General features: G+C 65.1%; 22 protein-coding genes and 2 pseudogenes. 17 read left to right on the top strand and 7 right to left on the bottom strand.

Features of this window, described 5'->3' with window-relative positions; all coding sequences use genetic code 11:
• Nucleotides 1–48 precede the first annotated feature (48 nt).
• The 4 genes from pal (at nucleotide 49) to ASG11_RS00100 (ending at nucleotide 2,177) form a co-directional block, all read left to right on the top strand.
• A complete protein-coding gene (pal, locus tag ASG11_RS00115) occupies nucleotides 49–552 on the top strand; it encodes a peptidoglycan-associated lipoprotein Pal (RefSeq protein ID WP_055773812.1) in 504 nt (167 codons plus the stop codon).
• 265 nt (nucleotides 553–817) lie between these two features.
• On the top strand, nucleotides 818–1,720 hold the full coding sequence (locus ASG11_RS00110; protein WP_055773810.1) for an SPFH domain-containing protein: 903 nt from the start codon (nucleotides 818–820) through the stop codon (nucleotides 1,718–1,720).
• A 9-nt stretch (nucleotides 1,721–1,729) separates the two neighbouring features.
• The gene (locus tag ASG11_RS00105; protein ID WP_055773808.1) at nucleotides 1,730–1,948 is read left to right on the top strand and encodes a hypothetical protein; all 219 of its coding nucleotides are present in this window, start codon (nucleotides 1,730–1,732) and stop codon (nucleotides 1,946–1,948) included.
• Nucleotides 1,938–2,177, top strand: coding sequence for a hypothetical protein (locus ASG11_RS00100; protein WP_055773806.1), 240 nt, complete (start codon nucleotides 1,938–1,940; stop codon nucleotides 2,175–2,177). The genes ASG11_RS00105 and ASG11_RS00100 overlap by 11 nt, the downstream gene beginning before the upstream one ends.
• Nucleotides 2,178–2,453: 276 nt before the next feature.
• On the opposite strand, the gene ASG11_RS00095 is transcribed toward ASG11_RS00100, so the two are convergent.
• The 3 genes from ASG11_RS00095 to ASG11_RS00085 form a co-directional block, all read right to left on the bottom strand.
• Nucleotides 2,454–3,299, bottom strand: coding sequence for a S1/P1 nuclease (locus ASG11_RS00095; protein WP_055773804.1), 846 nt, complete (start codon nucleotides 3,297–3,299; stop codon nucleotides 2,454–2,456).
• Nucleotides 3,300–3,567: 268 nt separating this feature from the next.
• On the bottom strand, nucleotides 3,568–4,488 hold the full coding sequence (locus tag ASG11_RS00090) for an isoaspartyl peptidase/L-asparaginase family protein (RefSeq protein ID WP_055773802.1): 921 nt from the start codon (nucleotides 4,486–4,488) through the stop codon (nucleotides 3,568–3,570).
• Between the two features lies 1 nt (nucleotide 4,489).
• Complete coding sequence (locus ASG11_RS00085; protein WP_055773800.1) at nucleotides 4,490–5,659, bottom strand: acyltransferase family protein; 1,170 nt, start codon at nucleotides 5,657–5,659, stop codon at nucleotides 4,490–4,492.
• 89 nt (nucleotides 5,660–5,748) lie between these two features.
• Here ASG11_RS00085 and ispG point away from each other — a divergent pair, with 89 nt between their 5' ends.
• The 6 genes from ispG to ASG11_RS00055 all read left to right on the top strand — a co-directional run bounded on the left by ispG (nucleotide 5,749) and on the right by ASG11_RS00055 (nucleotide 9,511).
• Nucleotides 5,749–6,873 carry a flavodoxin-dependent (E)-4-hydroxy-3-methylbut-2-enyl-diphosphate synthase gene (ispG, locus tag ASG11_RS00080; protein WP_055773799.1) on the top strand — a complete coding sequence of 375 codons (1,125 nt, stop codon included), beginning with the start codon at nucleotides 5,749–5,751 and terminating at the stop codon, nucleotides 6,871–6,873.
• Nucleotides 6,874–7,110: 237 nt separating this feature from the next.
• Nucleotides 7,111–7,269, top strand: a complete 159-nt coding sequence (locus ASG11_RS18520; RefSeq protein ID WP_156363593.1) for an AbrB/MazE/SpoVT family DNA-binding domain-containing protein — start codon at nucleotides 7,111–7,113, stop codon at nucleotides 7,267–7,269.
• Between the two features lie 4 nt (nucleotides 7,270–7,273).
• The gene (locus ASG11_RS00070; RefSeq protein ID WP_055773795.1) at nucleotides 7,274–8,173 is read left to right on the top strand and encodes a DMT family transporter; all 900 of its coding nucleotides are present in this window, start codon (nucleotides 7,274–7,276) and stop codon (nucleotides 8,171–8,173) included.
• Nucleotides 8,170–8,652 carry a GNAT family N-acetyltransferase gene (locus ASG11_RS00065; RefSeq protein WP_055773793.1) on the top strand — a complete coding sequence of 161 codons (483 nt, stop codon included), beginning with the start codon at nucleotides 8,170–8,172 and terminating at the stop codon, nucleotides 8,650–8,652. Before ASG11_RS00070 ends, ASG11_RS00065 begins: the two co-directional genes overlap by 4 nt.
• The gene (locus ASG11_RS00060) at nucleotides 8,652–8,969 is read left to right on the top strand and encodes a DMT family transporter (RefSeq protein ID WP_055773791.1); all 318 of its coding nucleotides are present in this window, start codon (nucleotides 8,652–8,654) and stop codon (nucleotides 8,967–8,969) included. The genes ASG11_RS00065 and ASG11_RS00060 overlap by 1 nt, the downstream gene beginning before the upstream one ends.
• 101 nt (nucleotides 8,970–9,070) lie before the next feature.
• A complete protein-coding gene (locus ASG11_RS00055; RefSeq protein ID WP_082472507.1) occupies nucleotides 9,071–9,511 on the top strand; it encodes a TfoX/Sxy family protein in 441 nt (146 codons plus the stop codon).
• Between the two features lie 58 nt (nucleotides 9,512–9,569).
• Here the strand turns inward: ASG11_RS00055 and ppa are convergent, their stop codons facing one another.
• The 3 genes from ppa to ASG11_RS00040 form a co-directional block, all read right to left on the bottom strand.
• The gene (gene ppa / locus ASG11_RS00050) at nucleotides 9,570–10,115 is read right to left on the bottom strand and encodes an inorganic diphosphatase (RefSeq protein ID WP_055773789.1); all 546 of its coding nucleotides are present in this window, start codon (nucleotides 10,113–10,115) and stop codon (nucleotides 9,570–9,572) included.
• Between the two features lie 119 nt (nucleotides 10,116–10,234).
• Nucleotides 10,235–12,142, bottom strand: a complete 1,908-nt coding sequence (locus ASG11_RS00045; RefSeq protein WP_055773787.1) for a M61 family metallopeptidase — start codon at nucleotides 12,140–12,142, stop codon at nucleotides 10,235–10,237.
• Nucleotides 12,143–12,228: 86 nt separating this feature from the next.
• The gene (locus ASG11_RS00040; RefSeq protein WP_055773784.1) at nucleotides 12,229–12,867 is read right to left on the bottom strand and encodes a DUF1345 domain-containing protein; all 639 of its coding nucleotides are present in this window, start codon (nucleotides 12,865–12,867) and stop codon (nucleotides 12,229–12,231) included.
• 177 nt (nucleotides 12,868–13,044) lie between these two features.
• On the opposite strand from ASG11_RS00040, the gene hisS reads away from it, so the two are divergent.
• The 7 genes and pseudogenes from hisS to ASG11_RS00010 all read left to right on the top strand — a co-directional run bounded on the left by hisS (nucleotide 13,045) and on the right by ASG11_RS00010 (nucleotide 20,339).
• Entirely contained in the window at nucleotides 13,045–14,313 is a 1,269-nt protein-coding gene (gene hisS / locus ASG11_RS00035; RefSeq protein WP_082472506.1) for a histidine--tRNA ligase, read from the top strand.
• Nucleotides 14,313–15,386, top strand: coding sequence for a peptide chain release factor 1 (prfA, locus tag ASG11_RS00030; protein ID WP_055773783.1), 1,074 nt, complete (start codon nucleotides 14,313–14,315; stop codon nucleotides 15,384–15,386). Before hisS ends, prfA begins: the two co-directional genes overlap by 1 nt.
• A 160-nt stretch (nucleotides 15,387–15,546) precedes the next feature.
• A complete protein-coding gene (prmC, locus tag ASG11_RS00025; RefSeq protein ID WP_236697328.1) occupies nucleotides 15,547–16,314 on the top strand; it encodes a peptide chain release factor N(5)-glutamine methyltransferase in 768 nt (255 codons plus the stop codon).
• A gap of 247 nt (nucleotides 16,315–16,561) precedes the next feature.
• Nucleotides 16,562–17,656, top strand: coding sequence for a DUF4167 domain-containing protein (locus ASG11_RS00020; RefSeq protein ID WP_055773781.1), 1,095 nt, complete (start codon nucleotides 16,562–16,564; stop codon nucleotides 17,654–17,656).
• A gap of 136 nt (nucleotides 17,657–17,792) precedes the next feature.
• A pseudogene (locus ASG11_RS19115) lies at nucleotides 17,793–19,514 on the top strand (PQQ-dependent sugar dehydrogenase); the annotation flags it as partial.
• Nucleotides 19,515–19,730: 216 nt separating this feature from the next.
• Nucleotides 19,731–19,844 (top strand): annotated as a pseudogene (locus tag ASG11_RS19430) (PEPxxWA-CTERM sorting domain-containing protein); the annotation flags it as partial.
• 66 nt (nucleotides 19,845–19,910) lie between these two features.
• Complete coding sequence (locus ASG11_RS00010; protein ID WP_055773776.1) at nucleotides 19,911–20,339, top strand: CBS domain-containing protein; 429 nt, start codon at nucleotides 19,911–19,913, stop codon at nucleotides 20,337–20,339.
• A gap of 4 nt (nucleotides 20,340–20,343) precedes the next feature.
• Here ASG11_RS00010 and ASG11_RS00005 read toward each other — a convergent pair whose 3' ends face one another.
• Nucleotides 20,344–21,831: a lipopolysaccharide biosynthesis protein gene (locus ASG11_RS00005; RefSeq protein ID WP_055773774.1), complete on the bottom strand. Its 1,488-nt coding sequence runs from the start codon at nucleotides 21,829–21,831 to the stop codon at nucleotides 20,344–20,346.
• Nucleotides 21,832–22,320 lie beyond the last annotated feature (489 nt).

Raw genomic sequence — 22,320 nt, 5'->3', positions numbered from 1 at the left:
CGGACATTGCGGCACCACCCAAGCGCACAACGCGAAGGAGATGCCACCATGGCAAAACTGACCACCACGCTCTTGCTGGCGACAGCATTGCTCGCCACCGCGGCCTGCACCAAGAAGCGGCCCGCCGTGCTGCCCCCGGCACCGGGCGAGACCACCCAGGTGCCCGCCACCGGCGCGGATACCGTGCGCCCCGGCTCGCGCGCCGATTTCGAACGCTCGGTCACCAGCAACACGATCAATTTCGGGCTCGACCAGTACGATATCGATCCGCGCGCGCGTGAGATCCTCGACAGCCAGTCGCAATGGCTCGCGCGTTATCCCAACGTGGCCGTCACGCTGGAGGGCCATGCCGACGAGCGCGGCACGCGCGAATACAATCTCGCGCTCGGCGATCGCCGCGCCAACGCGACCAAGAACTATCTCGCGGCTCGCGGCGTGAACCCGGCGCGCATCTCGACGATCAGCTACGGCAAGGAGCGCCCGATCGCGCTGGGTTCCGACGAAGCCAGCTGGGCGCAGAACCGTCGCGCGGTGACGATCGTCGTCAACTGATCGATCGCTATTCGCGACATGAGAGGGCGGTGTGCACGATGTGCGCACCGCCCTTTTTGTTGTCCATCGACCCGCCACTCCCACTGCCGTCATGCTGAACCCGTTTCAGCATCCATCGCGCAACAGCCTCAGTCCTTCCTTGTAGAGAGATGGATCCTGACCTTCGTCAGGATGACGGAAGGTAGGTTGGAGCGAACAATCCAACCCCCTTGCGCCGCATCGAATCTCAATATAAAGATGATATCATATTATTGGGAGGGAATCGATGACCGACAGATTATCCGGGGACCGTGCGATCACCCGTTCGGCTGAGCGACCGGCACATACGTCGAGCGGCTATCTCATGCTGGCGGTGCTGGTCGCAGCCGTCTTGGGCGGCCTTGGCAGCGGCGCGCTGATCGATGCGAACCCGGCGCTCGGCGGCACCATCATCGTCGTCTGCGCACTCGTCTTCCTGTTCGTCTCCTGCGGTTTCTACATGCAGCAACCCAATCAGGCGACCGCGATCACGCTGTTCGGTGCCTATCAGGGTACCGATCGCAACACCGGCCTGCGCTGGCTGTTGCCCTGGCTCGGGCGCAAGAAGGTATCGCTGCGCGCCAACAACATGATCTCGGAACGCCTGAAGGTGAACGACCTGCGCGGCAATCCGATCGAGATCGCCGCGCAGGTCGTGTGGCGTGTGACCGACACCGCGCAGGCGCTGTTCGACATCGACGACTACAAGGCGTTCGTGATCGTGCAGATCGAGGCGGCGGTGCGCACGATCGGTGCGCGCTACCCCTATGACGATTACGAGCATCAGGAGGTCACGCTGCGCGGCAACCACGATCAGGTCGGGGTGGAACTGCGCCAGGAATTGATCGCGCGATTGGTGACTGCGGGGCTGACGGTCGACGAATGCGGCTTTACCCATCTCGCTTATGCGCAGGAGATCGCCGGCGCGATGCTGCGGCGGCAACAGGCGCAGGCGGTGGTCGCGGCGCGCCAGACCCTGGTCGAGGGCGCGGTCGGAATGGTCGAGATGGCGCTGACCCTGCTCAGCGAGAAGAACGTGGTCGAACTGGACGACGAACGCCGCGCGGCGATGGTCTCGAACCTGATGGTCGTGCTGTGCGGCGACCGCGATGCGCAGCCGGTGGTGAATGCGGGTACGCTGTATCAATAGGCCGCTGCCTTGAGCGCGCCCGCGAAAAAGGCCTTTCCGCTGCGCCTCGATCCCGCTCTGTACGCGGCGGTCGAGCGCGCGGCGGCGGCCGATCTGCGCAGCGTCAATGCGCAGCTCGAATGCCTGCTGCGCGAGGCGCTGGCGAAGCGGGGCGTGAAGGTGGCGCAAAGCGCGACCCCCAAGCGCGGACGGCCGCCCAAGGACAAGGAGACCGACGATGAGCAGTGAAGACGGCATCTGGTTCGAACAGAAACGCGTCGGTTACGGCGCTGGTTTGCCGGTTGCGTGGCAGGGCTGGGCTTTGCTCGGCGGGTATATCGCCGTCTTGGTGGGGCTGAACTTCGCGTTGATGCCACGGCATCCGGTGCCGTATTTTGCGGTGATCGCGGTCGCCACGATCGTGCTGGTGGTGGTTGCGGCGCGGCACACGCGCGGTGGGTGGAAGTGGCGCTGGTAGAGGTTCTCGCGAAGGCGCGAAAGTAAGGGAAGGGAAGGGAAAGTAAGGCCCGTAAATCGGGCTTCCCCATCCCCGTTCGTGCTGAGCTTGTCGAAGCACTGTCCTTTCTTCGTGCCATAATTTTTGCGGATCGAAGAAAGGCAGCCCTGCGACAAGCTCAGGGCGAACGGATGGGTGTTGCTAAGGCCCAACAAAAGCGCTCTTGCGATCTCCGATCGCTAGAAAACCTTGTTCTTTTCGCTCGCGCCTTAGCGCCTTCGCGCGAAAACCCTTTCTTCAGCGCAGCGCCTCGTCCAGCAGCTTCGCCAAACGCAGCCCGCCCCGCTCGACCTCAAGCTTGGCCACCGGAACGATCCGCGCGATCGTCGCCTGGTCCAGTTTCGCGCGCTTCGGCACCGGCCCGCACGCATCGCCGCCGAGCGCGCTCGCATAGGCCACGTCATGCGCTACCTGCCAGCTTTCGCGGCTCCAATCCTCGACGCTGCCGGCTTGCATCTCGGTCTTTTCCGCCGCCGAATATACCCGCACCGGCGACGGCGGGGTGGAAATGGCGCGCTCCGCCAGATAACCGTCCCAGATCGAGTGCAGGTTCAGTTTTTCCGGCGCGTAATCGCCATAGGCCGCGCTCACCTGGTTGCCGCCCAGATCGCCCCGATCTCCGGCATGCAGAGGCTGATGCAGATCGCCGACGAAATGGATCAGGAAGGCCAGCGCCTGCACGCGCTCGCGCACCGGCACCTTTCTGTCCTTCAGCAGCTTAACGTCGCGCTCGATCTGCGCCGACACGCAATTGCCGTCCTTGCACGGCCCCTTGAGGTCGAACGGCTTGCAGATGTTCACGTTCTGATAGTGCCAGCTATAGGCATAGCTGAAGCGTGGCCCGAGCGTCTTGATGCAATCCGCCCACACCGACGCCTGTTCGATCGTCCGCGCCGGGCAGCCCTGCGTCTCGAGCAGCTTCGACTGCCGCAGCAATGCATCGACCGCTCGCCGAGTCTCGGGCCTGATGTTGCGATAGGCGATCTCGCCGACCGTTTCGTGGCCATATTCCCAATAGGCCGAGGCCGGGGCGGCAAGGGTGACGGCTAGGAGGGCGAACAACGCGGAGAGGATACGAGTCATGAGTGCCCTTTGCCTGATCCACGGGCGGCGGGGTAGCATCTTCTTCTCCCCTCTCTGGCCGTAGTGTCTCGCTTCGACTTTCGAGTTTCTCTGCTTGTTTCTCTGTCCACTATCCAATTCGCCGTCATGCTGAACTTGTTTCAGCATCCATCGCGCCTCATCGGCTTCCGTCCAAGTGGCGCGATGGATCCTGACCGTCGTCAGGATGACGACGGTAGGTCAGGGTGACGGCAGTGAGTCGGGATGAAGGCGCGAGAGCCGGGGCGGATCACTCGTCGTTATAGATCGCCACGGTCCGCTCGCCGCCGGACGTCACGCGCCCGCGATTCATCCCGAGCGTCGTGAAACTCCACACCGCATCGCCTTCCGGCCCGGTCACGATCACCCCGCCGCTGCCGCCAAGCTCCGCCACGTCCGCCATCACCGCGTCCGCCGCCACCTGTAGCGGCTCGCCGGTCAGCCGCACCCGCGCGCAGATTTCGTGCGCCACGCCGGCGCGGATGAAGAATTCGCCCGATCCGGTGGCGGAGACCGCGCCCGAGCGATCGTCGGCATAGGTGCCGGCACCGATCAGCGGCGAATCGCCGATCCGGCCCCAGCGTTTGCCGGTCACGCCGCCGGTCGAGGTCGCCGCCGCGACATGGCCGTGCGCATCGCAGGCGACCGCGCCGACCGTGCCATACTTCATCTCGACATCGAACGTGCCGCCGCGCGCCTTCAATTCCTCCAGTTGCGCCGCGCGTTCGGGCAGCACGAACCAGTCGGCCGCCGCCTGCGCGAGGCCGCGATGCAGGGAAAAGTCGTCCGCCCCCGCGCCCGACAGCAGTACGTGCGCGCCATCCTCCATCACCGCGCGGGCAAGGTCGACCGGGTTGCGCGTCGCGCCCACGCCCGCCACCGCACCGGCGCGTCGGTCGCGTCCGTTCATGATCGCCGCATCCAGTTCCGCGGCCCCATCCCAGGTCAACGCCGCCCCGCGCCCGGAATTGAAGTGCGAATCGTCCTCCAGCACGCGCACCGCCGCCGCGACCGCGTCCAGCGCCGTTCCGCCGGCTGCCAGCACCGCCGATCCCGCATCCAGTGCGGCGTTCAACCCGGCGCGCGTGCCCTTGTCCTGTTCGGGCGTCAGCCGCTCGCGCGTCATCATTCCCGCGCCGCCATGCACCAGCAAGGTCCAGCGATTGTCCATCTCAACGTTCCTCCGTCGCCAGGGTCGCGGTGCGCGGTGGATGCACCGGGCCGCGTTTGCGCAAACCGATCAGCGGCCGCAGCCAGCCGACCTCGCGTCCGACCGCATAGAATGCCCAGCACCCGATCACCGTCGCCACCACCAATATCGCGAATTCGACGACGGCGGACAGGTGCCAGGGCAGCAACACCCACTCGCCGGCGACGATGATCGTCTGGTGGATGATGTAGAACGGGAACACCGCCTCGGTCAGCGTCGCGCGCCACGGCGTGTCGCGGTTCCAGTAACGGTCGGCGATCCCGATCAGCGCGACGATCGCGCTCCACCCCTGCACCCCGCGCGCGGCGGAGAAGATCAGCCCGAACGGATAGGGCGGGACGACGTCGACCGGCCACGCCACCTCGATCCCGACGACCGTCGCATAGGCGAGCACCGCCACGCCTGCCGCCCACGGCCAGATCCGCGCGACGCTGGCGAACCCTTTCTCCGATCCGGCAAAGGCGAATCCGAACAGGAAGGCGGGGAAGTAGCTCGCATGCGCCAGCCAGTCGTCGACCAAAGCGTGCGTTTCGCGTCCGCCGGGAAACAGCCAGGCCGATACCGCGATCAGCCACAGGCTCGGCCAGATCCACAGCCACACGCCGCCGAACAGCCGGTCGAACACGCCTTGCAGGCTGCGTCCGCGCAGCGCCGCGCCGACGATCGCGATCAGCATCGTGTACAGCCAGAGATACATGACGAACCACAGATGCTGCCAGTTCGGCAGGATGATCCCGTCGATCGACCAGAAACCGAAATAATCGTGGAGGTAGAAGCTCCAGAAACCGCCGGCGTACCGATGCTGCCCCGCCAGTTCGATCCATGGCTGTACCGGGACGATCACGACGATGCCGAACAGCAGCGGGATCAGCAGCCGCGCGCTCCGCGACCGGACGAACGCGCCGACGCCCCCGCCCTTGGCGAGCAGCGTCCGGCTGGCATAGCCCGAGACGACGAACAGCAGGATCAGCCGCCACGCATTGATCGCCATCATCGGGATCGCGATCCAGTCGGCGGGATCGGCCGTCTTCACATGATAGGGCCAGGGCACGAACACCAGGGCGACGTGATAGAGGATCAGCAACGCGAACGCGCCGACGCGGAGCCAGTCCAGACCGTAATGCCGTGCCATCGCGCGCCGCTTTAGAGCAAGCTGGCGCGATGACCAGTGCGGCGTTACCGGCGTTGCCGTGGCGCGGCGGCGGCACTATAGGGAAGAGCATGTCCTTACGTCCGTGGCGTGATATCACGCGTCGTCAAAGCCGTCAGATCATGGTCGGCAACGTTCCCGTCGGTGGTGATGCCCCGGTCACCGTGCAGACGATGACCAACACGCCGACCAGCGACGCGAAGGCGACGATCGCGCAGATCCGCCGGTGCGAGGATGCCGGCGTCGACATCATCCGCGTGTCCTGCCCCGATGTGGAGAGCACGGCGGCGCTTCGCCAGATCGTGCGCGCCAGCCGCGTGCCGATCGTCGCGGACATCCATTTCCACTACAAGCGCGCGCTGGAAGCCGCCGATGCGGGTGCTGCCTGCCTGCGCATCAACCCCGGCAATATCGGATCCTCGGCACGCGTGAAGGAGGTCGTCAACGCGGCCAAGGCCAATGGCTGCGCGATCCGCATCGGCGTAAATGCCGGCAGCCTCGAAAAGGATCTGCTCGAAAAATATGGCGAGCCGTGCCCGGATGCGCTGGTCGAAAGCGCGCTCGATCACATCAAGCTGTTGCAGGATCACGATTTCCACGAATTCAAGGTCGCGGTGAAGGCCAGCGACCTGTTCCTCGCCGTCGCCGCCTATCAGCAACTCGCCGAAGCGGTCGATTGCCCGCTGCACCTCGGCATCACCGAAGCGGGCGGGTTCGTCGGCGGCACGGTCAAGTCGGCGATCGGCATGGGCAGCCTGCTCTGGTACGGCATCGGCGACACGATCCGCGTCTCGCTCTCGGCCGAACCGGAAGAGGAAGTGCGCGTCGGGTTCGAGATCCTGAAGGCGTTGGGCATCCGCAACCGCGGCGTCCGCGTAGTCTCCTGTCCATCGTGCGCACGCCAGGGCTTCGACGTGATCCGCACCGTACAGGCGCTGGAAGAACGTCTGCAGCACATCCGCACGCCGATGTCGCTCTCCGTCCTCGGCTGCGTCGTCAACGGCCCCGGCGAGGCACGCGAGACCGATATCGGCCTGACCGGCGGCGGCAACGGCAAGCACATGGTCTATCTGTCGGGCGTCACCGACCACACCGTCTCCAGCGACGACATGCTCGAACACATCGTCCAGCTGGTCGAAGCGAAAGCCGCGGAGATCGAGGCGCACGACGAGGCACAGGCGGTGGCGGCTGAGTAGATCGCGAGTCATGCCGTCCCCGGACTTTTTCGGCGCTTATACCCCTCGAGCAAGTATAAAGCCGTCATCCCCGCGTAGGCGGGGATCCATAAGCTCTGACGCCGTTTACGAAGCGAGAGGTTAGCCAGTATTGATTCCCGCCTGCGCGGGAATGACGAATACGTGGTCGATAGGGTAATCACCGAACCAGTCAGGGGTGACGGAAGCGGTCAGGGAAGAAAAAATCAGGAGGCTACCGTGACCCGCACCACAATCGTGCATGACAATGGCAAAGTAACTATACCGCCGGATCTGATGGAAGATCTTGGATGGCGCGTGGGCGACGACTTGGTAATTGAGCATACCGAAGCTGGTTTGGTCGTGCGCCGGCCGCCAGATAGTCAACCAAACTCCTGATCCGTTGACCCGCCACGGCCCAACCTCCGCGACCGCCTTCGCCGTCGCCTGTGTCGGCATCGCCAGCTATTCGGTGATGGATGCGGTGATGAAGGGGATGTCGATCGCGCATGGCGCATACAGTGCGGTGCTGTGGCGGTCGGTGGCGGGTGTCGTCCTGATGCTGCCGATCTTCCTCGCGCGGCGGCGGCCCTGGCCGGGGCGGGCGGCGCTGATCCTGCATGTGTCGCGTGGGGCCGTGGCCGGCGCGTCGGTGCTGCTGTTCTTCTGGGGGCTGGTACGCGTGACGATGGCACAGGGCGTGGCGCTGACCTTCCTCGCGCCGCTGATCGCCCTCTTCCTCGCCGCCGCGACGTTGGGCGAGACGATCCGCCGCACCGCGATCGGCGGCTCGGTCATCGCCAGCCTCGGCGTGCTGGCGATCGCCGCCGGTCAGTGGCAGGCGCACGCCTCCACCGAAATCGTGCTGGGATCGCTGGCGATCTTCGCCGCCTCCATCCTCTATGCCGGCAGCCTGATCCTGCTGCGCCGGCAGGCACAGGTCGCCGATCCGCTCGAGGTCGCCCTGTTCACCAGCGTCGTGCTGGGCACGCTGCTGCTGATCGGGGCACCGTGGTTTTCGTCGATGCCCGCCATGGCGCTCTGGCCGGGCATCTTCGGCGCGGCCGCGCTCGGCTCGGTCTCCGCGATCCTGCTCGCCTGGGCCTATCGCCATGCCGAGGCGCAGGTGCTCGCACCGGTCGAATATACCGCCTTCGTCTGGTCGGCGATTCTCGGCTATGTCGTGTTCGGCGAGCATGTCACCGCATGGACGGTGGCGGGCGCGCTGTTGATCATCGCCGGGTGCCTGTTCGCGATCCGCGGAAAGGCGGCACCCGCGCCACAAACCGAGGCCGCCGCATGACCGTGAAGATCCGCCCCGCCACGCCGACCGACGTGCCGACCATCCTGGGCTTCGTGCGCGAACTCGCCGCGTTCGAGCGCGAGCCCGATGCCGTCACCGCGACCGAGACGATCATGCACGAGGCGCTGTTCGGCGCGCGACCGGCGGCCGAGGCGATCATCGCCGAAATGGGCGGCACGCCCGTCGGCATGGCGGTGTTCTATCACAATTTCTCGACCTGGACGGGTCTGCGCGGCATCTGGCTCGACGATCTGTATATCACGCCGGACGCGCGCGGATCGGGCGCGGGGCGGGCGTTGCTGTCACACCTCGCCGGCATTGCGGTGGATCGGGGCTGCGCGCGCTTCGAATGGTGGGTGCTCGACTGGAACGAACGCGCGATCGAATTCTACCGCAAGGTCGGCGCGGAGGCGATGGTCGAGTGGACCACGCAGCGCGTCACCGGCGATGCCTTGTTGAAACTGGCGGGACGCGGCTGATGGCGTGGTTGCTGCTGGTGATCGGCGGGCTGTTCGAGATCGGCTTCACCACCTGCCTGCGCTATGTCGACGGTTTCCGCAATATCGGCTGGACGGCGGGCTTCCTCGCCTCGGTCGCCTGTTCGATGGCCCTGCTGGAGGTCGCGTCGCGCTCGATTTCGATGGGCACGGCCTATGCGGTGTGGGGCGGCATCGGCGCGCTCGGCACGGTGATCGTCGGCATCGCGTGGTTCGGCGAACCGGCCAGCCTGCCGCGCCTGCTGCTGATCCTGGGCGTGGTGCTGTGCATCGCGGGCTTGAAGCTGACGGCGCACTGAACAAGAACATCCGTTCGTTTCGAACGCAGTCGAGAAACTGCGCGCAGCGTTCGGGGCCTGTTTCTCGACTGCGCTCGAAACGAACGGAGAGAGGATCGTTAATGGCGGTGGATCAGGGCCTGGTCGATTGGGTAGCCGAGGCGATGGCGCCGGTCGGCACCGTCACCAAACGCGCGATGATGGGCGGGGCGACGCTCTATTGCGACGGCGTGATCTTCGCGATCGTCGGGCTGGATGCACTCTGGTTCAAGGCCGATGCGGTCAGCGACGCCGAATGGGACGCGGCGGACTGCCCGCGTTTCACCTACGAGATGGGCGAGGGGCGGTCCGGATCGATGAACTATCGCCGCGCGCCGGATGACGTCTATGACGATCCGGATGCGCTGCGGCGCTGGGCGCTGCTCGGGCTGGCGGCGGGGCAACGCGCGCCGGTGAAGAAACCGAAAAAAGCGCGCAAGGTGAGTCAGGATCTTGAAGGCAGCCCCCGCCCCGTTCGCCCTGAGCCTGTCGAAGGGCCGTTCTTCTTCTCGACCTTGAGATAAGAAGAACGGTGCTTCGACAGGCTCGGCACGAACGGGGAGGGGTTGATGCTTTGGTCGCTTAAGCCGCCGCCGCCTTCGCAGCCTTGGCCGCTTCGATCGCTTCGATCACGATGCGCCGCGCCTCTTCGGCATCGCCCCATTCGCCGATCCGCACCCACTTTTCGGATTCCAGATCCTTATAGTGTTTGAAGAAATGCTCGATCTGCGCGAGCACGATCGACGGCAGGTCGCCGCGTTCGCCGATGTCCGAATAATAGGGGAAGGTGGTGTCGACCGGCACGCAGACCAATTTCTCGTCGCCGCCCGCTTCGTCTTCCAGCTTCAGAACCGCGATCGGGCGCGCGCGCACGACGCAGCCCGGCACGAACGGCGAGCGTGCGATCACCAGCGCGTCGAGCGGATCGCCATCGGGGGACAAAGTGTGCGGCACGAAACCGTAATTCGCCGGATAGCGCATCGGGGTGTGCAGGATGCGATCGACGAACAGGGCACCGCTCGCCTTGTCGAACTCGTACTTCACCGGCTCGCCGCCGACCGGCACTTCGATGATGACGTTCAGGCTGTTGGGGGGATCGTCGCCGATCGGAATCAAGTCGATGCGCATGTTCGTTCCATTTTCTGTTCCGTTCACCCTGAGCCTGTCGAAGGGTCGTTCTTCTTCTCGACAGCGGACAAGAAGGACGATGCTTCGGCAGGCTCAGCATGAACGGGAGTGGGTGTATTTCAGCGTGACGCCAAAAGCTTGTCCAGACCATTCTCTCCGGTGCCGATCTTTTCGAGGCGCGGATAGCGGAGGCCGCCGTGATAGTCGATGGCCGCTGGCGTGATCTTCTCGCCGGTCTTGATCAGCAGTTGGATCGGTTCCTTGGACGTTTTCGCCGCCGTTATCGCCGCCTTGATCGCGGTGTCGCTATAGGCGGTGCCGTTCACCGCGACGATCTTGGTGCCGACATCCAGCCCGGCCTTGAACCCGGCACTGTCCCAACCGACGCCGAAAATCTCGCCGTCCTTGTCCAGCGTCAGCCCGATCGAATAGGTCAGGTCGGTGCGCTTCGCGGTGGTCTCCTGCGATTTGAACGCCTTGGTCGGCTCGGCCGAATAAACCAGCCGGTAGCCGTTATCGACAAAGCCTTTCAGTGGTGCCGGCGCGCCGGTCTCGGTCAGGCGGGTCTTCAGGAAGCCGTTCCAGTCGTACGGCTGGATCGCGTTGAGCGTCGCGACGACATCGTCGAACGTGTAGGTCACCTGGCCCCAGTCGCCGTCGTTGATGCCGAAGAATGCGCGCGCGAAATCGTCGATCGATTTCGCGCCGCCCGATTGCTTGCGCAGGATCGAATCGACCTCCATCCAAACCAGCAGGCCTTCATTGTAATAATCCTCGCTGCGTTCGTAGCTCACCCAGCCCTTGGGCTTGCGCTGCGACATCACCGGATCGTTGGTCGTGTCGACCATCGGGCGCCACTCGCGCGCCGGGCGATTGTCGAGGCTGGCGAGGATGGTCGCATACATGTCGAGCGTATCCTGCTTCGACACGATCCCGCTGCGCGCCTGCAGCACATAGCCCCAGAACTGCGTCTGGCCTTCATACACCCACAGCAGCGACCCGCGCATCGGCATGCGATAATCCGGCGTCCACAGGTCCGCGCCGCGCCGGAACTTGCCGTCCCAGCTATGCGTGTATTCGTGCGGCAGCAGGTTGCGCCGGCCGGGGCCGTCGGCCCATTTTGTGAAATAGCCCGGCGTCACGCCATCCTCGGACGAGCGGTGATGCTCCAGGCCGATGCCGCCCAGTTGATCGCTGATCGAGAGCAGGAATTCGTAAGTGTCGTAATGCTGCGCGCCGAACGTCTTCACCGCCTGCGTCACCAGCGTCTTGTGGGCATCGATCTGTTCCGGCGTCGCGGCCAACTCCTCGGGCGTGTCGGCGAAGATGTTCAGGTTCACGCGCGGCGACAGCGGCACCCGGCGATAATAGCGCCCGGCGAGGATCGGCGAATCGACCAGCACCTCGTAATTCGTCTTGTCGTACGTGGAGGTCGATCCGGTCGTCTTGGCGGCGATGGCCGAGGCGGCGCTCCAGCCCTCCGGATATTTCACCGTCGCCTTCACCGGGATCTGGCGCGTGAAATAGCCCGCCGGATACAGGCTCATCGAATTGAACTGCAGGCTCAGCAGATTGGGCGTCATCACGATGCGCCCCTGATCGGCCTTGGTCGCCGACAGGAATTTCAGGTCGATGTCGAGCGTCCTCGCGCCCTTCGGCACGTCGATATGGAAGGCGAACACGTCGACCGGATCGCGCGTCCAGGGGACGGGCTTGCCGTTCGCGGTGATGACGAGGCCGGCGAGTTTCTCGATCTCGCCGCGCGGGCTGTGCGCGCCGGGCAGCCATTTCGGGTAGAGCAGGGCCATCGGTCCGGCGGCGGCGACCGGAATCGTCTGCTTCACGGTGAAGATGCCGCGCGCGACGTCGGTCGCGTCCACCGCGATCGTCATCGTGCCGGGATAGGGAATGTCGCGCGCCTGCGGGATCGTATCGACGATCGGCACGGGTTGCGGCTTGGAATTCTCGGCCAGGGCCGGGGTGGAAACGGCGGCGAACAGACTGGCGATCAGAGCGAGACGGGACATACTGGCCTTTCGGCAAAAGGGCGGATGCGCAGGGCTTAAGCGGTTGATGTCGCTTGCGTCCAGCCCCGAGCCCGGAAAGCTTCGGCTCAGCCCCCTCCACCCAGCACGTTGATCGTGAACGCCAGCACGCCGATGTTGAACACGAACGCCGCCAGGCAATGCCCGGTGACGACGCGGCGGATCTTCGGCGAGGTGATCTCGACGTCCGATGTCTGGAACGTCATGCCGAGCGTGAAGCTGAAATAGACGAAATCCCAATAATCCGGCTCGTCGCAGCCCGGCACGTCGATCCCGCCGCGATCCTGGCCCTGGCCGTCGCCGAGATAAAAGATGTGGGCGTAATGCAGCGCGTAGATCGTGTTCGAGAACAGCCAGGCGAGCACGAGCGTGGCGACGATCAGCGCGATCCCGAGCTTGGTGCTCTTGCCGCCCATCATCTCGCTCGCGACCGAGACGAGGATCATCCCCATCACGATCGCCGTCACCGCCAGCAGCAGCGCGCGGTTGGCGTCGTTGGACTTGGCGATCGCCCGCATATCGGCCGCGCGCTTGCTCAGCAGCGGCACCACCGCGGCCAGGAAGACCAACGCGGCGATGTCGAACGCCGCCATCGCGCCGCGCCCGCGCCCGAGCATCGGGATCAGCACGCCGAGGCCGGTGCCGAACAGGATGACGAAGACGACGAAGCGCGTCGGCGCGATTCGGTGACCGAGATTGAGTTTCATGCGCGAAGGCTAGTCCGGTGGCGCCGGCCCTGTCACGTGACATAAGCGTCACGTGCCGGACGGCGTCGGTCCGATGGCACGATGCCGCGACGCACCGGAGGCTCCGCCGAGCGCGGATCGCCGGCATTTCTTCGGTGCTTTCCCTTCGCGCGGCTCTCGCATAAGACGCACGCGATCATGGCCCGCATCGAAACCCCAAAACGCATCCGCGGCACGCAGGATATCTTCGGCGAAGACCAGCGCAGGTTCGCCCGCGTGCTGGCGGCGTTCGAGGCGGTGCGGCGGCTCTATTGCTTCCAGCGCGTCGACATTCCGGTGTTCGAGAGCACCGCCGTCTTCGCCCGCTCGCTGGGCGAGACGACCGACGTCGTGTCGAAGGAGATGTACACGTTCGAGGATCGCGGCGGAGATTCGATCACGCTGCGGCCCGAATTCACCGCCGGCATCGCGCGGGCCTATCTGACCGAAGGCTGGCAGCAATACGCCCCGCTGAAGCTCGCGACGCACGGGCCCGTGTTCCGCTACGAACGCCCCCAGAAGGGCCGCTTCCGCCAGTTCCACCAGATCGACGCCGAGGTGATCGGCGCGCCCGAACCGGCCGCCGACGTCGAACTGCTGGTGCTGGCGGACCAGTTGCTGCACGAACTCGGCATCGCCGACGGCGTGACGCTGCAATTGAACACGCTGGGCGACGCCGAGACCCGCGACGCGTGGCGCGCGGCCCTGGTCGCGCATTTCGAGGCGCACCGCGCGGACCTGTCCGACGACAGCGTCGCGCGGCTCGACAAGAACCCGCTGCGCATCCTCGATTCGAAGGACCCGCGCGACCGCCCGATCGCCGACAGCGCGCCGGACATCGACGCATACCTCACCCCCGACGCCCGCGCCTTCTTCGGCGCGGTGACGGCCGGACTGGATGCGGCCGGCGTGGCGTGGACCCGCAACGCCCGGCTGGTTCGCGGCCTGGATTATTACCGCCACACCGCGTTCGAATTCGTCACCGATCGGCTCGGCGCGCAAGGCACCGTGCTGGCCGGCGGACGCTATGACGGGCTGATCGAGAGTCTCGGCGGGCCCGCGACGGCGGGCGTCGGTTGGGCGGCGGGTGTTGAACGGCTGGCGATGCTTTTGGAAGAACCGGTACGTTCAAGGCCGGACGTCGTCGTAATTCCGGATCAGCCTGAGTTTGAAGCGCAAGCATTGAGGGTTTTGCGGCAAATTAGATCGGCCGGTTTATCTGCAGATATGGCGTTCCGGGGTAATGCTAAGCGACGGACTGAAATCGCGAAAAAAGTGGACGCTCGATCAATGGTTTTCGTTCGAGCAGATGGATCGGCCTCTATCAGAGTGTTGACGGAAAACCTTCTACGGCCAAACGAAGTCGACGAACATGAGCAAATCGCCGATCGTATCCGTGAAATTCTCGGGATGGATCCGCTAAACTAATGACCACCATCTCCCCCGAACGGATCGCGCAGATCGAGGCGCGGCGGGATGAGTTGCAGGCGCAGATGGCGACCGGCGATCTGCCCTCCGACCGCTTCGTCGCGGTGTCGAAGGAATATGCCGAGCTGGAACCCGTCGCGCGCGCGGCGGCCGAGGTGCGGCGGCTGCGCGCGGAGCTACATGTGCTCGCCGGCATGGACGCCGACGACGATCCCGAGATCCGCACGATGGCGCGCGAGGAGATTGCGGTGATCCAGGATACGCTGCCGCAGGCCGAACGCGCCCTCGCGCTCGCGCTGCTGCCGCGCGACGCCGCCGACGAGCGCGCCGCGATGCTGGAGATCCGCCCCGGCACCGGCGGCGACGAGGCGGCGTTGTTCGTCGGCGATCTGTTGCGCATGTATCAGCGCTTCGCCGAGAGCCAGGGCTGGCGCGTCGAACTGATCTCCGCCAGCAGTTCGGAAGCCGGCGGCTACAAGGAGGTCGTCGCCAGCATAACCGGGCAGGGCGTGTTCGCGCGGCTGAAGTTCGAGGCCGGCGTCCACCGCGTGCAGCGCGTGCCCGCCACCGAGACGCAGGGCCGCATCCACACCTCCGCCGCCACCGTCGCGGTGCTGCCCGAGGCGGAAGAAGTCGACGTCAGGATCGAGGACAAGGATCTGCGTATCGACGTGTATCGCTCGTCCGGCCCCGGCGGCCAGTCGGTCAACACCACCGACAGCGCGGTGCGCATCGTGCACATCCCGACCGGGCTGACGGTGATCCAGCAGGACGAGAAATCACAGCACAAGAACAAGGCCAAGGCGCTGAAGGTCCTGCGCACGCGCCTGTACGAGGCGGAACGCGAGCGGCTACATCAGGAACGTGCCGGCGCGCGCAAGTCGATGGTCGGCAGCGGCGATCGCTCCGAGCGCATCCGCACCTACAATTACCCGCAAGGCCGCGTGACCGATCACCGCATCAACCTGACGCTGCACCGCCTGCCGGAGATCCTGGAAGGCGAGATGGGCGACCTGATCGGTGCTCTGATCGCCGAGGACGAGGCGGAGCGGCTGGCGACGCTGAATGACTGAGCTACCCGAAAAGCCCCTCCCCTTCAGGGGAGGGGTTGGGGTGGGGCAGTCCAGCAATACCGGTCTCGGTGAGACATCCCCCACCCCCAACCCCTCCCCTGAAGGGGAGGGGCTAAGAATAAGAATAGCCCTCGCCAACGCCGCCACCCAACTCGCACCGGTGACCGAAACCCCCCGCCTCGACGCCGAACTGCTCATGGCCCACGCGCTCGGCATTGCTCGGGAAACGCTTCTCCTGGGTCAGCTCGACGCCCCGACCCCGGCCGATTTCGCCCCCCTCGTCGCGCGCCGCCTGACGCACGAGCCGGTCGCCTATATCACCGGCACCCGCGCGTTCTGGACGATCGACCTCCGCGTCGGCCCCGGCACGCTCATCCCGCGCCCGGACAGCGAGACGCTGATCGAGGCGGCCGTCGCCCATTTCGCGCGCGCCGCGCCAAGGACGATCCTCGATCTCGGCACCGGCCCCGGCACCCTGCTGCTCGCCGCGCTGGCCGAATGGCCCGAGGCGACCGGCCTCGGCGTGGACGCGTCGCGGACCGCGCTCGATTTTGCCCGCCGCAACGCCACCGATCTCGGCATGGCGGGCCGGGCACGCTTCGTCTCCGGCGATTGGGCGGAAGGTCTGACGGGCCGGTTCGACCTGATCCTCTGCAACCCACCCTATATCGGGACGGCGGAAGACCTGCCTGACGAGGTCCGCGCGCACGAACCCGGCACCGCCCTGTTCGCCGGGGCGGACGGCCTCGAAGACTATCGCCGCATCGCGCCGCAACTCCCGCCGTTGCTCGCCCCCGGCGGCGCGGCGGTGCTGGAGATCGGCCATAGCCAGACCAGCGCCGTCACCGATCTGCTGGAGGCGCAGGGCTTCGCCGTCGCGCTCGCCCACGACCTTGGCGGGCGGCCGCGCGCGCTGATCGCAACGTGACGGGAATTCGACGCAACATTCCGCTTGGAGATTGCCGCGCCACCCGCTATTGAACCTGCAGGGGCATACGTTTTCATCATAAGCGGTTGAAAACGGGCAGTTGCCCACCTCCAAGTCATGAAGTCGCTGTCGTCCGGCGATCGTGGCAGGCCCGTTCCGCCGATCTTTCGGCGAACACGGGCCTTGGAGCAGTGAATCCACATCGTTGCGGAGCACGGTTGGTTACTACGGACAGGGATAGATACAGTTGATCAACAACAATCGTCAGGCCGGCCGCCGTCGCGGTCGCGGCGGGCAGCAACAGCGCCCGCAAGGTAATTCGGGTGCGCGCGACAACGGCAACCGCATCGACAACCGTTCGCGCGGCAACGCCGCCCAATTGCTCGAGAAGTACAAGGCGCTCGCCCGCGACGCCCAGATGTCCGGCGACCGAGTCAACACCGAATATTATCTGCAGTTCGCAGACCATTATTTCCGCGTTCTGGCCGAAACGCGTTCGCGCTTCGAGGAGAACAATCGTCCGCCACAGCAGGGCGGCGCGAACACCTTCCAGGACGACGAGACCGAATATGACGACGACGGCGCGCCGATCGTCGCCGAACAATCGCGTCAGAATGGTCAGCAGAACGGCAACCAGAATTACCAGGGCGACCGGCAACAGAATGCCGACCGGCAACAGAATGCCGACCGTCAGCAGAATGGTGACCGTCAGCAGGATGGCGATCGTCAGCAGACCAACGGCAACCAGCAGCAGGACCGGCAGGATCGCCAGGCGAACGATCGCGGCGATCGTCCCAATCGCGGCCAGCAGAATGACGATCGTCCGCGTCGCACCGTGACCGCGAACGACGGCAACAGCTACGGCATCGAAGGCGAGCGCTATGTGCGCGAAGATCGCGGCAATCGCAGCGACAATCGTGGCAACGAAGCCCGCGGCAATGAAGCCCGCGGCAATGATGGCCGGATCACCGAAGCGCGCGGTAATGAATCGCGTGGCGAAGGCCGCAACGCTGAAAACCGCCCCAGCCGCAGCGAGCGCTATCAGACCGAGGACCGCGCACCTGCTCCGCAGGTCGCAGCTCCCGAGGTGACGGCACCCGTCGTCGACGAACAGCCGCAGGAGGCCCCGCGCCGCCGTGGCCGCCCACGCCGCGAACCCGTCGCCGAAGCGCCGGTGGCCTTCGATTCCGCCACCTTGCCGCCCTCGCTGACGATCTCGGCGGTGAGCCCGGCCAGCACCGACGGCACGCCCGCCAACGACGTCACGGGCGACGAGCCGGAAGAGAAGCCCCGCCGCCGTCGCGGTCGCCCGCCGGCGAGCGAAGCCTCGACCGCCAGCTGAGGCGGATCGGACGTGAGGATGAATAAGGGGGTTCCGGGCCGGTGGTTCGGAACCCTTTTTCGTTCGATGGCGATGCCTTCGAGGATCGACCGGTACGCTTTTCCCGGCGACGACCGGGGTCCAATTGCTGAGATCGATGGTACGTCGCGCATCGCCGGACGATACCCTGATCTTGGATGCTGAATCCGTGTCGCCCATCCCGTCCGTGCTGAGCCTGTCGAAGCACTGTCCTTTCGTCGCGCGCCACTCGCACCGGCACGAAGAAGGGCAGCCCTGCGACGGCCTCGGGGCAGATGGAATAGGTTCGGCGTTCTGCGCGACCGTCGTCCGGCAGCAGCTCCGGCGTTTCCCGGGGTGGCGCTATCGGCATGTTCCGCACGCTCCGGACTATGCGGCAAGTGTTGCTGACCTGGACCGGAGCTGGCGAGACTCGACGGACCCCCGATCTCCGATGTTCGAACTCATGAGAGGGGTGAGGGCGAAGAATAATGGTGCCCCGCCAATCGATCGAAGAATATCACCGCATCCTTGTGCATCGATCTGGCACTCCATCGGAAAAGTTGATTACGCAACCGATGATGTGTCCGATCCCGGGGCGGTCGGACATTTGAGTCCGATTGACAGCAACTTCGCTATCGATCCTAACGGACTCGGAATCGACTCGCTGGGGGGCGTCATGTTCAAATATTGCAGCCTGATATTGGCCATGGCCGTGGTCCCGATGACCGTGCAGGCGGCCGAGGTCATCAATCCCGTACCCGCGCCGATCGCGCCGGGCCTCAAGGTCGGGCTCAGCTTCTTCGGGCAGGCGCAGCCGAGCCTCAATCCGGTCGACGACGGCTATTATACCCGTATCCAATCGCTCCAGCCCGTGGCGGACAGTTCCGGCCGCCTGTTCGTCAACGATACGCGCGGCCTGATCAGCGTCGTCGGCGCGGCCGGCGGTACGCCGCAGACGTGGTTCGATATCCGGAATTCGGTCGCCGGCTTCAGCAACGCCAGCAACACCTCGCAAACCGGGCTGATGGGGTTCGCCTTGCATCCCAACTTCGCCGGCGATCCCCAGAAACCCGGCTACGGCGTATTCTATACCGTCGATACGAGTGCGCCGTCCGGCAATGCCACCCTGTCGGGCAAGGGTGCGGGCATCGACCACGATAACGTCATCCACGAATTCCGCGTCGCCGATCCCATGGCGGCGACCGCATCGATCGTGTCGCAGCGCGAGGTACTGCGCGTCGCGCAACCGCTCAGCGATCACGGCGCGGGCACGATCGCCTTCAATCCCGCCGCCGCGCCGGGATCGGCCGATTACGGCAAGCTCTATATCGGGTTCGGCGATGGCGGCGGGGTCGGCGATCCCTACGGCAATGCGCAGGATCCGGCCAGCCCGCTGGGCAAGATCCTGCGCATCGATCCGGCGATCGGGGCGGGGGGCGAGGCGTATACGATCCCGGCGGACAATCCCCAGGCCGCGCCGGGCGGGCTCGGCGAGGTCTGGGCCTCGGGCCTGCGCAATCCGCAGCATTTCAGCTGGGACAAGGTGACCGGCCGCATGCTGATCTCCGATATCGGCCAGTCGCAGCTGGAGGAGGTCAATGTCGGAGTCGCCGGGGGCAATTACGGCTGGCCGTTGCGCGAGGGCACGTTCGCGCGCGGGGCGAGCTGGGACGGGCGCGTGTACGATACGCCGGCCAATGACGGCAGCTTCGTCGATCCCGTCGCGCAGTTCGATCATGAGGAGATCTTCCGCAGTGGGGCGTACAATCTCGCCGCGATCAGTGGCGCTTTCTCCTATACCGGCAGTGCGATCCCCGAACTGAGCGGGATGGTCGTCCTGTCGGAGCTCGTCTCCGGGCGGCTCTTCTATTACGATCCGTCGCTGGTGGTCGGGACGACGCCGGCCACTCTGTACGAACTCGGATTGAGCTTCGAGGGCATGGATACGACGCTCGCTCTGCTGGAGGGCAATCCCTATGCCGGCGGCCGGGTCGATCTGCGGCTTGGCACCGATGGCAACGGCGAACTCTATCTCCTGAGCAAGACGGTCGGCGATATCTATCGGCTGAGCGCGCTGGCCGCCGTGCCCGAACCGGCGAGCTGGGCGATGATGATCCTGGGCTTCGGCGCGGTCGGCGCTGGCCTGCGTCGCCGCCGCGCGGTCGGGATGACCTCGCGTTTCGCGTGAACGCTTGCGCTTTCGCCCGCAAAGGTGGAATCCTTGGGTAACGGGGCGGCACAAGGAGATGGCTCGATGACGATCGCAACGATCCTCGGCGGCAAGGGCCGCGACCTCATATCGGTATCCCCCGACCAAAGCGTCCGCGACACCGTCACACTCCTGGCCACCAAAAGAATAGGCGCCGTTCCCGTGATGGACGGCGGGCAGGTGATCGGCATCTTCTCCGAACGCGACGTCATCCACGCGCTCGACGCGCATGGCCCGTCTGCGCTCGATGCCACGGTCGCCACGGTGATGACCTCGCCGGCGATCACGGTCGATATCGGCGATGCGGCGATCGGCGCATTGTCGCTGATGACGCGGCGGCGCATCCGTCATCTGCCGGTGGTGCAGGACGGCGTCGTCGTCGGGCTGGTCTCGATCGGCGATCTGGTCAAATACCGCATCGACCGGATCGAGGCGGATGCCGAAGCGATGCGCAGCTACATCCAGCAGGCGTAACGGGTCAGGCCTCGATCGGCCGCTTGCGCACTACCGCGATCAATTCGCGGATCAACGGGCGGGCGAACAGCAGCAGCCAGCCGCCATAGCTGGCGGCACCAATTGCGATGAGAATCGCCAGCCGTGCAAACGGATGTAGTGGCGGCAGCAGCAGATTGTCGACCAGCCGCACTATCGTCGCCATGACGAGCGCCGCCATCAGCGGCGGCGCGATCGCATCGCCCAACGCTCGCAAGTTCGTGCCGATTACGCCGAGCGAGCGCCACAGGCTGATGCCGAGATAGATCGGGTATGCCGCGATCCAGGCGAGCGCTAGCCCGGTCGGCCCGTAATTCACGCCGATCATGAACGCCGTCGCCATCACCGCCGCGCCGACCATCCCGTTCCGCACCCCGATACCCGGCCGGCCCCGCGCATCGCACGCCGGCGACAACAGCACCTGGATCGTCATGAACGGCATTGCGAGCGCAAGCAGATGGACGACCGGAATCGCCTCGCGCCATTTGTCGCCCAGCATCGTCAGCACAAGAGGCTCCGCGGTAGCAGCCAAACCGAAATAAAAGGGCAGGGCCGCGACCATGATGATGCGCACGCTGCGCGCGAACGCGCGGCCGACCGCATCCGCATCATGTTGCATACGCGCATAGGCACTGAACGCGACCTCGTTGAGCGGCGGCACGAACTTGCTCACGAAGATCTGCGTCAGGAATAGACTGGTCGTGTAGATGCCCAGCATGTGCGGCGTGAAATGGCGTCCGGCGATGAACACGTCGGCCTGGCTTTGCAGAAACCAGAACAATTGTCCTGCCGCCATCACCCCGCCGAAACGCGCGATATCGCCGGCGCCGCGAAAATCGAAGGTCGGCCACACCAGGGACTTCGCCGCGATCGTCATGCCAACCGCGCGAACGGTGAACAGCACCATCGGCGCGAGCACCAGCGTCCAGACGCCGAGGCCCATCATCGCGCCGGTCAGCGCGGTGCAGGCGCTGGCCATCGAGGCGAGGATGTTGACACGTGCCTGCAAGCGGAAATCCATCGCCCGGCTGAGCAACGCGTAAGGAAGTGCGATGAACGGCGTCGTCAGATAGAGCAGGGCCTGCACGCGCAGCAGGTGTGCGACGATGTCCTGCCGGTAATAGGCCGCGGCAAGCGGGGCGAGCAGGAATTGCAACGCCCCCAGGCTGAAGTTCAACAGGATCAGCATGCCGAACAACTGGCGGATCTCGTGGCGTCCGATTTCGGCGCGCTGGATCAGTCCACTGGCCAGGCCATAACCGTTCAGCATGTTGAGGAAGACCAGGATCACCCCGGTCATCGCGAACAGGCCGTAATCGTGCGGGTCGAGAATCCGAATCACGAGGAAAGTGGCGGCCCATTGCACGAGCTGAGCGACGATCTGGCTGCCGGAACGCCAGATCACGGCATTCCGAATCTGGTTCCCGAACGATTCGACGGGCTGATTCGCAGGATTTGCGGCTGTCTCGACCATGCGCGGGGGTCTAGCGACAGGATGTTGAGGAGGTGTAAACCCCAGCATTTCTGCGGATTTCGACGCAAATTGTAGGAAAAGTGCAAGAAAGCGTTTGACCGAATCAAACACCGCCCGTAGAGGGATGTCACCGCAGCGACGGACCACACGGTTCGCTTCTGCGGTCACCATCAGCCTGGCGCCAAACCGCCCCACTAAAAAAGGGGTGCAGTATGGCGTCGGTCTTTTGCGCTCTTTGACATTGTTGGTATTAGATGAAGGGACATGTGGGCGGCGGCTCCGGTTGTCGGCGTTTTCAAGGCGCTGGCGGATCGGTTAAAGCCAAGTCGTTCTCATATGTCCTTCACGTATCCATACGTAATGGACGGTCGTTGTGGCTTTGTGCTGCGATGGTCGTCTGAAAGATATTGTGCAGAGCGGCTCCTTGAGATGCTGGTATGATCGTGGAATTCCACCGCGATGATATCGGACATAAACTTGAGAGTTTGA

Source organism: Sphingomonas sp. Leaf357, from assembly GCF_001423845.1.
In the GTDB taxonomy this organism is placed as follows: Bacteria; Pseudomonadota; Alphaproteobacteria; order Sphingomonadales; family Sphingomonadaceae; genus Sphingomonas.
Note: the sequence above shows the minus strand (reverse complement) of the source record. Positions and strands in the feature narration are given on the sequence as shown.

Coding starts and splice junctions, on each gene's coding strand:
- ASG11_RS00100 (WP_055773806.1), top strand. CDS start 1,938: ATGAGCAGTGAAGACGGCATCTGGTTCGAACAGAAACGCGTCGGTTAC.
- pal (WP_055773812.1), top strand. CDS start 49: ATGGCAAAACTGACCACCACGCTCTTGCTGGCGACAGCATTGCTCGCC.
- ASG11_RS00005 (WP_055773774.1), bottom strand. CDS start 21,831: ATGGTCGAGACAGCCGCAAATCCTGCGAATCAGCCCGTCGAATCGTTC.
- prfA (WP_055773783.1), top strand. CDS start 14,313: ATGACCACCATCTCCCCCGAACGGATCGCGCAGATCGAGGCGCGGCGG.
- ASG11_RS00085 (WP_055773800.1), bottom strand. CDS start 5,659: ATGGCACGGCATTACGGTCTGGACTGGCTCCGCGTCGGCGCGTTCGCG.
- ASG11_RS00060 (WP_055773791.1), top strand. CDS start 8,652: ATGGCGTGGTTGCTGCTGGTGATCGGCGGGCTGTTCGAGATCGGCTTC.
- ASG11_RS00095 (WP_055773804.1), bottom strand. CDS start 3,299: ATGACTCGTATCCTCTCCGCGTTGTTCGCCCTCCTAGCCGTCACCCTT.
- ASG11_RS00040 (WP_055773784.1), bottom strand. CDS start 12,867: ATGAAACTCAATCTCGGTCACCGAATCGCGCCGACGCGCTTCGTCGTC.
- ispG (WP_055773799.1), top strand. CDS start 5,749: ATGTCCTTACGTCCGTGGCGTGATATCACGCGTCGTCAAAGCCGTCAG.
- hisS (WP_082472506.1), top strand. CDS start 13,045: ATGGCCCGCATCGAAACCCCAAAACGCATCCGCGGCACGCAGGATATC.
- ASG11_RS00065 (WP_055773793.1), top strand. CDS start 8,170: ATGACCGTGAAGATCCGCCCCGCCACGCCGACCGACGTGCCGACCATC.
- ASG11_RS00110 (WP_055773810.1), top strand. CDS start 818: ATGACCGACAGATTATCCGGGGACCGTGCGATCACCCGTTCGGCTGAG.
- ASG11_RS00010 (WP_055773776.1), top strand. CDS start 19,911: ATGACGATCGCAACGATCCTCGGCGGCAAGGGCCGCGACCTCATATCG.
- ppa (WP_055773789.1), bottom strand. CDS start 10,115: ATGCGCATCGACTTGATTCCGATCGGCGACGATCCCCCCAACAGCCTG.
- ASG11_RS00045 (WP_055773787.1), bottom strand. CDS start 12,142: ATGTCCCGTCTCGCTCTGATCGCCAGTCTGTTCGCCGCCGTTTCCACC.
- ASG11_RS00090 (WP_055773802.1), bottom strand. CDS start 4,488: ATGGACAATCGCTGGACCTTGCTGGTGCATGGCGGCGCGGGAATGATG.
- ASG11_RS00055 (WP_082472507.1), top strand. CDS start 9,071: ATGGCGGTGGATCAGGGCCTGGTCGATTGGGTAGCCGAGGCGATGGCG.